Annotated in this window: 11 protein-coding genes; 5 read left to right on the forward strand and 6 right to left on the reverse strand. The window is 63.2% G+C overall.

Annotated features, from left to right (window positions below; all coding sequences use genetic code 11):
• Positions 1-13: 13 nt before the first annotated feature.
• Positions 14-778 carry a DeoR/GlpR family DNA-binding transcription regulator gene (locus AC0L2L_RS19555; RefSeq protein WP_473580319.1) on the reverse strand — a complete coding sequence of 255 codons (765 nt, stop codon included), beginning with the start codon at positions 776-778 and terminating at the stop codon, positions 14-16.
• Between the two features lie 385 nt (positions 779-1,163).
• Here AC0L2L_RS19555 and AC0L2L_RS19560 point away from each other — a divergent pair, with 385 nt between their 5' ends.
• Both AC0L2L_RS19560 and AC0L2L_RS19565 read left to right on the forward strand, forming a co-directional pair.
• Positions 1,164-2,048 (forward strand): phosphotransferase, encoded by an 885-nt coding sequence (locus AC0L2L_RS19560; protein ID WP_473580321.1) that lies wholly within the window; start codon positions 1,164-1,166, stop codon positions 2,046-2,048.
• On the forward strand, positions 2,045-4,498 hold the full coding sequence (locus AC0L2L_RS19565) for a GcvT family protein (RefSeq protein WP_473580322.1): 2,454 nt from the start codon (positions 2,045-2,047) through the stop codon (positions 4,496-4,498). Before AC0L2L_RS19560 ends, AC0L2L_RS19565 begins: the two co-directional genes overlap by 4 nt.
• A gap of 15 nt (positions 4,499-4,513) precedes the next feature.
• Here AC0L2L_RS19565 and AC0L2L_RS19570 read toward each other — a convergent pair whose 3' ends face one another.
• Positions 4,514-5,146: a class I SAM-dependent DNA methyltransferase gene (locus AC0L2L_RS19570; protein ID WP_473580324.1), complete on the reverse strand. Its 633-nt coding sequence runs from the start codon at positions 5,144-5,146 to the stop codon at positions 4,514-4,516.
• Between the two features lie 98 nt (positions 5,147-5,244).
• Here AC0L2L_RS19570 and AC0L2L_RS19575 point away from each other — a divergent pair, with 98 nt between their 5' ends.
• Positions 5,245-6,147: a phosphotransferase gene (locus AC0L2L_RS19575; protein ID WP_473580326.1), complete on the forward strand. Its 903-nt coding sequence runs from the start codon at positions 5,245-5,247 to the stop codon at positions 6,145-6,147.
• A gap of 17 nt (positions 6,148-6,164) precedes the next feature.
• On the opposite strand, the gene AC0L2L_RS19580 is transcribed toward AC0L2L_RS19575, so the two are convergent.
• Complete coding sequence (locus AC0L2L_RS19580) at positions 6,165-6,611, reverse strand: ester cyclase (protein ID WP_473580328.1); 447 nt, start codon at positions 6,609-6,611, stop codon at positions 6,165-6,167.
• 161 nt (positions 6,612-6,772) lie between these two features.
• Here AC0L2L_RS19580 and AC0L2L_RS19585 point away from each other — a divergent pair, with 161 nt between their 5' ends.
• Entirely contained in the window at positions 6,773-7,678 is a 906-nt protein-coding gene (locus AC0L2L_RS19585) for a LysR family transcriptional regulator (RefSeq protein ID WP_473580330.1), read from the forward strand.
• A 130-nt stretch (positions 7,679-7,808) separates the two neighbouring features.
• Here AC0L2L_RS19585 and AC0L2L_RS19590 read toward each other — a convergent pair whose 3' ends face one another.
• The 3 genes from AC0L2L_RS19590 to AC0L2L_RS19600 form a co-directional block, all read right to left on the reverse strand.
• Entirely contained in the window at positions 7,809-8,282 is a 474-nt protein-coding gene (locus AC0L2L_RS19590) for a DUF805 domain-containing protein (protein ID WP_473580332.1), read from the reverse strand.
• A 120-nt stretch (positions 8,283-8,402) separates the two neighbouring features.
• A complete protein-coding gene (locus tag AC0L2L_RS19595) occupies positions 8,403-9,326 on the reverse strand; it encodes a DMT family transporter (RefSeq protein WP_473580334.1) in 924 nt (307 codons plus the stop codon).
• Positions 9,327-9,602: 276 nt separating this feature from the next.
• Entirely contained in the window at positions 9,603-10,883 is a 1,281-nt protein-coding gene (locus AC0L2L_RS19600) for an amidohydrolase family protein (protein WP_473580336.1), read from the reverse strand.
• 174 nt (positions 10,884-11,057) lie between these two features.
• On the opposite strand from AC0L2L_RS19600, the gene AC0L2L_RS19605 reads away from it, so the two are divergent.
• On the forward strand, positions 11,058-12,812 hold the full coding sequence (locus AC0L2L_RS19605; RefSeq protein WP_473580338.1) for an ABC transporter ATP-binding protein: 1,755 nt from the start codon (positions 11,058-11,060) through the stop codon (positions 12,810-12,812).
• Positions 12,813-12,907: the final 95 nt, after the last annotated feature.

The raw sequence follows: 12,907 nt of genomic DNA on the forward strand, positions 1-12,907 counted from the left end.
TTGCATGATAATGTCAGGCCGCTGCGATGCTGAGCCGCGCGCCGGCCTGGCTTAGCGCGGCGGCGATGTCATGCGGCGGCGGCTGGTCGGTGACGAGCTCGGAAAAACCGTCGAAGCCACAGACCCGGACCAGGCCCTGGCGGCCGAACTTGGTGTGGTCGGTGACGACGAGCGAGCGCTGGCCGCGCGACAGCACCATGCGGGCGAATTCAGCCTCGTCGAGATCATAGTCGGTCAGGCCGGCGGCGGCGTCGACCGCGCCGATCGAGATCACCGCGTGATCGACCGAAAAGCGGCTGACGAACTCGATTGCCGAGATGCCGAACGCCGCGCCAGAATCGCTGCGCAACTCGCCGCCCGCCATATAGACCTTGTTGCCATTCACCGTCGCCAATGTGCGGGCAATGTCGGAGGAATTGGTGACCACGGTCAGCCGGCGGTGTCCCAGCAGTTCGCGCGCCAGGAAGGATGTGGTCGTGCCGGTGTCGAGCATGATCGCCTCGCCGTCGCAGATGGTGGCCGCGACCATTCTGGCGATCAGGCGCTTGGCTTCGGCATTCTCGCGCATGCGCCGCTCGAACGGCGCCTCGCCCACCATCGAGGCAAGGCCCACGGCGCCGTGCATCTTCAGCACCGACCCGTCATCGGCGAGCGGCTTGACGTCGCGTCGCACCGTTTCCAGCGAGACGCCCAGCCGTTCGGCAAGGCTGGCAATGGTGATCGTGCCCTCCTCGGTGAGGAGCCGCAGGATTTCGCCGTGCCGTTTCGAATGGATCATGTGGATGTCCGGGATTTTGACCGAATTTAAGGCTTTAGCAACGCTTTGAAAGGAGTTGCTTATATTTTCGGGCAAAACACCCAAAAAAGGTCACAGCTTTTGATTGACAGCTCGGCCACCTCGGCGTGAGAGTGACGTAGTGTCAGGCTCGGAACTGCGACGGGAGGGTGATGGCAGAGCCGCAACCTGATGATGATATCGTCTGGAATCAGCCAGACTTGAGCGTTTGTAGAATCCGCGGGGGCGGATGCCGGGATACTATACCTGGCCAAGGGGCTCGTCGGTGCGGTGCGGGATACCGATCCTGGCGTCTCGCACCGACGAGGCTTTTTCGTTTTCTCCCATCGCTGTTTTACGGAGGACCGGCTGAAGCCGGAGCAAAACCGTGATCGCCGAAGATCGCATCCGCGCCTTGCCTTGCTGGAGCGGCGGCATCGAGATAGAGCCGCTGCCGGGCGGCCTCAGCAACGCCAACTTCGTCGTCACCGACGCCGCCGGGCGGCACGTCGTGCGCTTCGGCCAGGACTTTCCATTCCATCATGTCTTTCGCGAGCGCGAGGTGATGACGGCGCGGGCGGCGCATGCGGCCGGCCTCGCCCCTGCCGTGCACTATGCCGAGCCGGGCATCCTGGTGACGGCGTTTCTCGGGGCGAAGACCTTTCTCGGAGAGGACGTGCGGGCCAATCTCGACCGGGTGGCGGCGTTGCTGCGCCGCTTCCACCGCGAGATGCCGAACCATGTCTCCGGCGCCGGCTTCATGTTCTGGGTGTTCCACGTCATCCGCGACTATGCGCGCACGCTGGACGAGGGCGGCAGCCGCAAGAAGGACCAGTTGCCGCGTTATCTTTCGCTCGCCGACGAGCTCGAGCGGGCACAGAAGCTGTTGCCGATCGTTTTCGGCCACAACGATCTTTTGCCGGCCAATATCCTCGACGACGGCAAGCGCCTGTGGCTGATCGACTTCGAATATGCCGGCTTCAACACGGCGATGTTCGACCTCGCCGGCGCGGCCTCCAATGCCGGCATGAGCGACGACGAGTCCTTCGCCTTCATGACCGCCTATTTCATGAAGGAGCCCGATAACGAGGTCCGCCGTTCGCACGCCGCCATGCAATGCGCCTCGCTGCTGCGCGAGGCGATGTGGAGCATGGTGTCCGAGCTTTATCTCGACGCGCCCGGCATCGATTACGTCGCCTATACCGAGGAAAACCTCGTGCGGCTCGACGCGGCGCTGGACAGCTACCGGACGAAATACGGAACAAAGTCATGACCCTGCCCAGCCATGCCGGGATCGTCGTCATTGGCGGCGGCATCATCGGCTGTTCCACCGCCTATCATCTGGCGCGCGACCATAAGGCAGATGTGGTGTTGCTCGAACAGGGCAAGCTGACTTCTGGCTCGACCTGGCACGCGGCAGGGCTGGTCGGGCAGTTGCGCTCGTCGGCCTCTATCACCCGCGTGCTCAAATATTCGGTCGAACTCTACAAGGGGCTCGAGGCAGAGACCGGGCTGGCGACCGGCTGGAAGATGACCGGATGCCTGAGGCTCGCCACCAATGCCGACCGCTGGACCGAGTTCAAGCGGCTGGCGACGACCGCCAAAAGCTTCGGCATGGACATGCAGCTGCTGTCGCCGGCGGAAGTGAAGCGCATGTGGCCGCTGATGGAGACCGGCGATCTGGTCGGCGCCTCCTGGCTGCCGACCGACGGACAGGCAAGCCCCTCCGATATCGCCCAGTCGCTCGCCAAGGGCGCGCGCATGCATGGCGCAAAACTGTTCGAGGACGTCCGTGTCACCGGCTTTACGATGAAGGACGGCCGGATCACCTTGGTGAAGACCGAAAAGGGCGACATCGCCTGCGACAAGGTGGTGAACTGCGCCGGACAATGGGCAAGACAGGTCGGTGCGATGGCCGGCATCGATGTGCCGCTGCAGCCGGTCAAACATCAGTACATCGTCACCGAGAAGATCGACGGGCTTGCCACGGACGCGCCGACGATCCGCGATCCCGACCGCCTTACCTATTTCAAGGAAGAGGTCGGCGGGCTGGTGATGGGCGGCTATGAGCCCAATCCGCAGGCCTGGGCAACCGGACTTCCCGGGGGCGACGTCCCGAACGACTGGGAATTCCGCCTGTTCGACGACGACTACGATCATTTCGAACAGCATATGACCCAGGCGATCGCGCGCGTTCCAGCCTTGGAAACCGTCGGCGTCAAGCAGATGATCAACGGGCCGGAAAGCTTTACGCCGGACGGCAACTTCATCCTCGGCGTGGCGCCCGAATGCGCCAATATGTTCGTCGGCGCCGGCTTCAACGCCTTCGGCATCGCGTCCGGCGGCGGCGCCGGCTGGGTGCTGGCGCAATGGGTGGTCGACGGAGAGGCGCCGCTCGATCTGTGGGTCGTCGACATCAGACGTTTTTCCGGCCTGCATCGCGACCGCGACTGGGTCCGCGACCGCACGCTGGAAGCCTACGGCAAGCACTACACGATCGGCTTTCCGCATGAGGAATATCTGACTGGACGGCCGCGCATCGTCTCGCCGCTCTATGAGCGGCTGAAGGCGCACCGCGCCGTGTTCGGTTCCAAGCTTGGCTGGGAACGGCCGAACTGGTTCGCGCCCGACGGCTCGGCCGCCGAGGATGTCTATTCGATGGGCCGTCAGAACTGGTTCGGCCCGGTCGGCGACGAGCACCGGCATGTGCGCGAGAAGGCCGGCATCTTCGACCAGTCCTCCTTCGCCAAATATGAGCTGACCGGCACTGATGCGCTGAAGGCGCTCGACTGGGTCTGCGCCAACGACATCAACAAGCCGGTCGGGCGGCTGACCTACACACAGCTCCTCAACACGCGCGGCGGCATCGAGGCGGACCTCACCGTGTCGCGGTTCGGGGATGACAGGTTCTATATCGTCACCGGCACCGGCTTCCGCACGCATGATCTGTCCTGGATCAGCGACCATATCGGCCCTGGTCTCGACGCGAGGCTGAAGGACGTCACCGAGGATTTCGGCACGCTGTCGCTGATGGGGCCGCGCGCCCGCGACGTGCTTGCGGCGGTGACGGATGCAGATGTCTCGCACGCCGCCTTCCCCTTCGGCCATGCGCGCGAGATCGGCATTGCCGGCCATATCGTGAAGGCGCTGCGTGTCACCTATGTCGGCGAGCTAGGCTGGGAGCTGCATGTGCCGATCGCTGCCACCGGCGAGGTCTTCGACGTGCTGATGGCGGCGGGCAAGGCACATGACATTCGCCCGGTCGGCTACCGGGCGCTGGAATCGCTCCGGCTGGAAAAGGGTTATCGCGCCTGGGGCTCCGACATCACGCCGAACGACACGCCGCTGGAGGCGGGGCTCGGCTGGGCGGTGAAGCTTCGCAAGAACACCGACTTCGTCGGGCGCAGGGCGCTGGAGAAAGCGGCCGGCAAGCCGCCGACGAAACGCTTTGCCGGCTTCACAGTGGACGATCCTGAGATCGTGCTGGTCGGGCGCGAGACGATCCTGCGCAATGGCGAGCCGGTGGGCTACCTCACCAGCGGCGGCTACGGCTACACGGTGAGCAAGAATATCGGCTACGGCTACGTGCGCAATGCCGACGGCGTCAGCGACGATTTTCTCGCCTCGGGCGATTATGAGCTTGTGGTGGCGATGGAACGCACGCCGGCGAGGATCCATCTCGAGCCGATGTATGACCCGGCCGGTGCGAAGATAAAGGCCTGATCCGCGGAGAGCGGGTCAGCTGACGCGAAGCACCAGTCCCCTGCTCGGCACGGTATCGGTTTCACCCGGCATCGACGCATAGGGCCGCGTTTCCTCGACACGCGTCAGCAAGCCCTGAGCTTCCAGCGCGGCGATGCGCTCGGCGAAGCCGGCATGCCAAAGCGTGTTCTTGACGGTCAGCACGATGACGCCGCCTGGGCGGCAGACGCGGATCAACTCGTCCAGGCCCTCGACCCCGACATGACCGGAGGTGAAGACGCCTGCCGAAATAATCCCCGCATAGGCGCCGTCGGCGAAGGGCAGGGTTTCGCCCATGGCCAGGCGATGCAGCGCGGTGTAGACGCCCTTCGCCCCGGCCTTGTCGAGCATGCCTTGCGAGATGTCGAGCGCCTCGACTTTCGGATAGCCGGTGATTGCCAGCCATTCGCCGATCAGGCCGGTGCCGGCGCCGGCGTCGAGCAAGGGTTCGGCGCCGCGCGGCAGGTGCCGGGCCAGCAGCGCCAGGCAGATCGTCGGATGGCGATAGCCGGCCGCCGACATGTCGGCATCATAGGTCTCCGACCAGCTGTCGTAGATCGCGGCCACTTCCTCCGGCAGCTTCGCCGCATAAGCAGCGCCCAGCGTGCTGTTGTGCTTGCCGTCCGCCATTGCCGCTCCCGACGCCCGATTCTCGTTCAACGGATGATAGCCAAGCAACGAAAACTGTGGAACCGTCCGGTCATAAAACATGATGTGAAAGTTAAGGGATGACGATGGACGACGCACGCGCGGCGCTGGCCGCAATTCCGGCGCTGGCCGGCTATAGCGGTCCGCTTGAGCGGCTCGGCGGCCTGACCAACATGGTCTATAGGGCCGGCAACGTCTGTTTGCGCATTCCCGGCAAGGGCACGCAGGAATATATCAACCGCGCCAATGAAGCGGTGGCGGCGCGCGAGGCGGCCAAGGCCGGCGTCAGTCCCGAAGTGCTTTATGCCGATCCGGCTTCCGGCAGGATGGCAACGCGCTTCATCGCCGGCGCCGAGACGATGTCGCCCGAAAAATTCAAGGCAAGACCGGGCAGCCCCGCGCGCGCCGGCGAGGCCTTTCGCAAGCTGCATGCGTCGGGCGCGGTGTTTCCCTTCCGCTTCGAACTGTTCGCGATGATCGACGACTACCTCAAGGTGTTGTCGACCAAGGATGTGGCGCTGCCCGCCGGCTATCATGACGTGGTGCGCGAGGCAGGCGCAGTACGCGCGGCGCTTGCCGCGCATCCCATCCCGCTCGCCGCCTGCCACTGCGATCCGCTATGCGAAAACTTCCTCGATACGGGCGAGCGGATGTGGATCGTCGACTGGGAATATTCCGGCATGAACGATCCACTGTGGGATCTCGGCGACCTTTCGGTCGAGGGCAGGTTCGATGCGAACCAGGACGAAGAACTGATGCGCGCCTATTTCGGCGGCGAGGCGCGACCGGCCGAGCGCGGTCGGGTCGTCATCTACAAGGCGATGTGCGACCTGTTATGGACGCTGTGGGGACTGATCCAGCTCGCCAACGATAATCCGGTCGACGATTTCCGCGCCTATGCCGACGGCCGCTTCGCCCGCTGCAAGGCGCTGATGGAGACGAGCGAATTCTCCAGGCACCTCGCAGCTATTCGAAAAGGTTAGGCAGGACAGCGCCTGACCTATCGGCTCTCGGCTCCGAGCTGCCTGAGAAAGCTCCGATAATCGGTGCGGACGAACTCCTCGACGAGGCGCCCGTCGTCGGTGAAGATGAAGATGTTGATCAGGTCCATGGAGATGTATGCGCCGTTCGGAGGCAGCGGTCCGGCCGGCGACATGGCGAACTCGCGGACAAAGCGGCCGGTTATCCAGGTCTGGCACGCGACCATGTTGCCTTCCACCACGACAATGCCGCGCCGAATCTTGCGATCCTCGAATGCCGCGCGGATCGCCGCGAAATAGCTGTTCAGGCCATCAAAGTCGCTTTCAAAGCCGTCGGGCCCATGAAAGCGAAAATTCTCGACGTCGAAATAGCTGGCGATTTCAGCCGCGGGCGCGCCAGCAACTTCAAGTTCACCTGCTGTAACGAGGCGGGCGACAAGTTCGTCCCGTGTCAACTTCATGCTCATGGCCATGTCCTTTCTTCTGACTTGATCGAGCTTGCCGCCAGGCTGGACGTGCTCACGAGAGGGCGAGGCTCAGCCCGCGGCGGGCTGCCAAGGAGATAGACAATTGCCATTCGTCGAATAAGCTGGACAAATTCGGATAGGCTAGTGAGGAGTTTTCACCAATGCCCCGGCCGACTTTCACGGAGCTGGAAGCGTTCCGCGCGGTCGCCACAAGGCGCAGCTTTCGCCAGGCGGCGGACGGCATGGGCGTATCGCGCTCGGCGCTCAGCCACACCATCATCGCGCTCGAAAAGACACTGGGCGTGCGGCTGCTCAACCGCACTACCCGCAGCGTATCGCCTACCGAAGCCGGGCAGCGGCTGCTTGAGCTTCTGGAACCGGCTCTGCGCGGGCTGGATGCCGCGTTGGACCAACTCGCCGACGATCGCGGCGCGCCGAGCGGAACATTGCGCATCAATGCAAACAAGGCCGCGGCGCAATGGCTGCTCCGCCATGTCGTGCCGCATTTCCTCACGCAGTATCCCGGCGTCGAGCTTGACCTGGTTTCGGAAGGCCGCCTCGTTGACATCGTCCGCGACGGTTTCGACGCTGGCGTGCGTCTTGCCGACGCGATACCGCAAGACATGATTGCGGTGCCGCTCAGCGGTCCCGCGCGCTTTGTCGCGGTCGCCGCGCCCGCCTATCTGGCTAGCCGAAAGCCGCCGGCCGTGCCTGAAGATCTGAGGCAACATGCCTGCATCCGCCAGAGACTGCCGAGCGGCAAACGATACTTCTGGGAGTTCAGCCACAACGGCCAAGAACTCTCGATCGACGTTCCTGGCTCCCTGTCGCTCGACGACAACGGCCTGATGGTCCAGGCGGCCGTGGCCGGTCTGGGGATCGCTTATGTGCCTCAGTCCTTCGCGAGCATCGAGCTGCGCTCAGGCCGACTGGAAACGGTGTTGACCGACTGGTGCCCGCCGACACCTGGCCTGGCGCTGTATTACCCGGGCTATCGCCATGTGCCGTCCACCTTGCGTGCCTTTATCGACACGATCAAACAACACCGGGACGGCGCCAGGGACTAAAGCATGTCGCCCAGAAATGTGCTGCGGTTCTGGGACAACGACATGCATCAAAACAAAGACTTTAAAGCGCGGCAGATCCCGCATGGGCGAGCGTTTCACCATTTACCGGAAATGAACCGCTCGGTTGCGTCTACCTGAAAACTCTCTGTATCTCGTTCAACGACCCTGTTTCGTCGGACTTTTTGCAATACCAGATGATCAGCGCAATGGTGCCGATGGGGAACAATCCCGCAAGCAGCTGATGCCAGCCGCTTCTGTTGATGTCATGCAGCCGGCGAGCGGTCATAGCAAGTGTCGGCAAAAGGATGGCAAGATTCCAGATCGATGAAATAAGCTCATTTCCGACAACGGCATCAACAACGATCGTTATGACGCCGACAATGAAAATGAACAGATAGGCATACCAGAACTCCGAACGACTGGCCCTGCCGGAAAAACTCACATAATTTCGGAAAAAGCTTGAAATCGCCTCACCAAAGTTCATTGACGGCGATGTGTCCCCGAAACGATTGACGCCGGCTGGCGGCGCCCTCAAGATAAACAACAATGGCAAGCCGATAAGGATCAGAACTATAAGCCAATGCCATATAGAGAAACTGCCCATCATCCCCCCCTAAATACCCCAATTTTCCCAGCTATAGATATCCTGTCTGCCCCACCGGAATCAATCGCAGATTGCACACGGCGGGCGATTTGCACCGTAAAAATACTTCGCGAAATCGGGTTAGTTCACGCCCTTCGGCACGTTCTCCGGCGGCACCACCGTTTCCACCACCTTCTGGCGATGGAAGATGAAGATGCCGGCGAGCACGACGATGACCGAGCCGGTCAGGATGCGTGGGCTCGGCACGTCGCCGAAGAAAGCCAGGCCGAAGACCACCGCCCACAGAAGCAGGCTGTAATGCAGCGGCGCCAGCGTCGAGGCCGGCGCCAGCTTCAGCGCCCTGGTGATCATCAGGTGGGCGGCGCAAGCGACGACGCCGAGCAATAGCATGGCCCCGAGATCGAGCGCAGACGGCGTGCGCCAGGCGCCAATGGCGAGCACGCCGCCGACCAGCAGCGTGCCGATGGTCTGCCAGGTGACTAATGTCGTGTCGCTGGTGCCGCGCAGGAGGCGGCCGAGGATGATGGCGAAGCCGAAGGCGATACTGCCGACCAGAGCGAAAGCCGAAGACAACGAGAAGGCCGCCGAGGACGGCTTCAGGATGATCAGCACGCCGCAGAAGCCGACCAGGATCGCCAGCCACCGGCGCCAGCCGACCTTTTCGCCGAGCAGCAGGTGCGACAGCGCCGCCACGTAGATCGGTCCGGCCATGTAGAAGCTCATCACGTCGGCGAGCGGCAAATAGACGACCGCGGCGTAGAAAAGCCCGGTATCGGTGGTGGTGGCCACGACCCGCAGGAACTGCAGAAGCGGCCGATCCATGTGAAACAGCTTGGCCGTGCCCTGGTTGGCGATCATCGGGCCGAGCACGATGAAGGCGCCGGTCGAGCGGATCAGCACCACCTGTCCGACGGAGAAGGACGCGACCAGCCATTTGCCCATCGCGTCGTTGAGCGCGAACATGAAGTCGCCGGCCAGCATCAACAGGATGCCGGCGAGAAGCATGTTTCTGATCGCGAAGCCGCGGGCTAGGGACTGAGCCATGGCGGCGTCCTAGCCACAAGCGGCCGCTTTGACGAGGGAAATTCGTAAGACCAGCGGCGGGAATCGTGGTTGGCCGAGGCGCCGGACTTCGTCATCCACGGGCGAAGCGGAAGCGGAGCGAAGCGCAGACCCGACGACGATGAAGTGACGAGCGTTCCGACCAATCGCGAACCGTTCACGATGCTTTGTCCCAAGCAAAGCAAATCACTGACTTTGGGGATCGACCGAAGCGCTGTCCCTCCGCGCAAGCGACCGGTCAAACCGAGACGCCGAGACCTACGCGGACCTGTGCCGCCGGTTCACCTGCGCCGGCCGCCCCGCAATCGAAAGCCTGGTTTCCTGCCTGGTCCGCTCGGCCACGACCTTGCCGCGGGCGATGACGCAGAGACGCTCCGGGCGCAGGCGAACGGCCTCGATCGCATTGCCGGCATCGAGCACGACGAGACTGGCGCGCTTGCCGACGGCGAGGCCAAGATGGTCGAGCCCCATGATGGCGGCGTTGACATTGGTGACCATGTCGAAGCAGCGCGCCATGTCGGCCGGGCTCGACATCTGCGCGACATGCAGGCCCATGAAGGCGACGTCGAGCATGTCGGCGGTGCCCAGCGAATACCAGGGGTCGAGCACGCAGTCCTGGCCCCAGCCGACGCGGATGCCGAGCGCCAGCATCTCCTTTACCCGGGTCAGGCCGCGCCGCTTCGGAAAGGTGTCGTGGCGCCCCTGCAGCATGATGTTGATCAGCGGATTGGGGATGGCCGAGACACCGGCCTCGGCGATGAGCGGCAAAAGCTTCGAGACGTAGTAATTATCCATCGAATGCATGGAGGTGAGGTGGGAGCCGGCCGCCCTGCCCCGCAGTCCGAGCCGTTGCGTTTCAAAGGCCAGCTGCTCGATATGGCGCGACAGCGGATCGTCCGTCTCGTCGCAATGCAGGTCGACCATCAGGCCGCGCTTGGCTGCGATCTCGCAAAGCTCCGTCACCGAGCGGGTGCCGTCGGCCATGGTGCGCTCGAAATGCGGGATGCCGCCGACGATATCGACGCCCATGTCGAGCGCGCGGATGGTGTTGTCGAGCGCCGTCGGCGAGCGATAGAGGCCGTCCTGCGGAAATGCGACCAGTTGCAGGTCGATATAGGGCGCGACGGTTTTCTTCACATCGAGCAGGGCTTCCACCGCGAGCAGCCGGTCGTCGCAGACATCGACATGGCTGCGGATGGCGAGCAGGCCCATCGACACGGCCCAGTCGCAATAGGCGAGCGCGCGCTCGCGCACGGCCTCATGCGTCAAAAGCGGCTTCAACTCACCCCAGAGCGCGATGCCTTCGAGCAGCGTGCCCGAGGCGTTGATGCGCGGGATTCCGTAGGACAGCGTGGCATCCATGTGGAAATGCGGATCGACGAAGGGCGGTGAAACAAGGTTGCCGCGCGCATCGATCTCCGTCGGCGACGAACCAGGCAGGTTGAGCTCTATGGCGCGGATGGTTTCGCCGGTGATGCCAATGTCGGCAATGCTGCCGTCCGGCAGCGTGCCGCCGCGAACGATGAGGTCGAAATCCATCCGTCGCCATCCCTTTCAAGAACAGGCAATCATCGTGGCCGAAAAGACAGCCTGGCGCAGCCTTTTCTTTGCTCGGCAGGCCAAAGGTTCCATCGCGCCGCAACTCGCTCTATAAGCCGCCTCTCGCCCTCGTGGCGAATCCGAAATTCTTGCAGCCAGACACAGGGTGTGCCGTTGTTTCGTTTCTTCCGCTCGACGGAAAACCAGCGCCTCATCACCAGGCTGGTAAGAGAATCCTTCCACGAGCATAAATTCGGCTATGCCGCCGCCATAGTGTCGATGCTGGTGGTGGCCGCCATGACCGGCGCCAGCGCCTGGATCCTGCGCGAGATCACCAACGAATTCGTCGTCTTCAAGAGGCTCGACCGCGTCAACCTGATCGCGGCGGGCGTTGCGGCGATCTTCCTGGTCAAGGGCTTTGCCGGTTTCGTCCAGGCCTATTTCATGAGCCGCGTCGGCAACGCCATCATAGCCGACCGGCAGCGCAAGATCTACGATCGCATCCTGGCGCAAGGCATCGAGTTCTATCATTCGACCTCGTCGTCCGACCTGATCGCCCGCATGACCAACAACGCGCAGGCGGCGCGCAGCGTGCTTGACCTTGTCGTCACCTCCTATGTGCGGGACCTGGTGACGTTGGTCGTCCTGGTGGGAGTCATGGTCTGGCAACAGCCGGCGCTGTCGCTGATCTGCTTCGTTGTCGGGCCGGTGGCGATCTATGGCGTCAACCGCATCCTGAAGCGCGTCCGCAAAATCGCGGCGATGGAATTCATGTCGCTTGGCCAGATCGTGCATGTGATGCAGGAGACGGCGATTGGCGTGCGCGTCGTCAAATCCTTCAATCTCGAAGGCGCGATGCGCAAGCGCATGCACAAGGCGGTGTCCGACGTCGAGAACCGCGCCAACAACATCGCCACGCTCGAGGCTGCCACCAGCCCGGTCATGGAAACGCTGGCGGGGCTGGCGATTGCCGGCGCGGTGCTGGTCAGCGGCCTGCTGGTGCTGGAGGGCGGCCAGATGCCGGGCAACATCATGGCCTTCATCGCGGCGCTGCTGCTCGCCTATGAGCCGGCAAAGCGCCTGGCCCGCGTGCGCATCTCGCTCGAGACCGGCATGGTCGGCGTGCGCATGATGTTCCAGCTCGCCGATCGGCCGCTAACGCTTGCCGAAAAACCCGACGCCAAGCCGCTGCAACCCGGCCCGGGTGAAATCCGCTTCGACGATGTGAGTTTCGCCTATCCGGAAAGCTCGCCGGTGTTCGAAGGCTTCAGCCTGACGCTGGAGGCCGGCAAGATGACGGCGCTGGTCGGACCGTCCGGCAGCGGCAAGTCGACGATCCTGAACCTGATCATGCGCATGTACGACCCACAGGTCGGCAAGGTGCTGTTCGACGGCCAGGACATCTCGTTCGCGACGCTCGATTCGCTCCGGCAGAAGATCGCCTATGTCAGCCAGGACACCTTCCTGTTTGCCGGCACCGTGATGCACAATATCCGCCTTGGCCGCGAGGGCGCGACCGACGAAGAGGTGATCGCCGCCGCCAAGGCCGCCAATGCGCATGTTTTCATCAGCGCCATGGCCAAGGGCTACAACACCGAGGTCGGCGAGAATGGCTCGCTGCTGTCCGGCGGCCAGCGTCAGCGCATTTCGATCGCGCGCGCCATGCTGCGCAATGCCGAGATCCTGCTGCTCGACGAGGCGACCAGCGCGCTCGACGCGGAATCGGAAGCGCTGTTCCGCGACGCGCTGCAGCAGCTTACCGTCGGGCGCACGACGATCGTGATCGCGCACCGGCTGTCCACCGTGCACCAGGCCGACACGATCGTAGTGCTGGAGAACGGCAAGGTACGGGAAAACGGCCCGCACAAGACCCTGCTCAAGCAGGGCGGGCTTTATCAGAAGCTCTATGAATATCAGCTGATGCCGTAGCGCGCCTTTCCTCTTCTCCCTTCTCCCACAAGATCCTATGAGGGCGTGGATGGCGGCGCGATGTTTCGCCAAGATTGGTTTTCCACCCACGCAAC

Source organism: Mesorhizobium sp. WSM4832 (genome assembly GCF_055811115.1).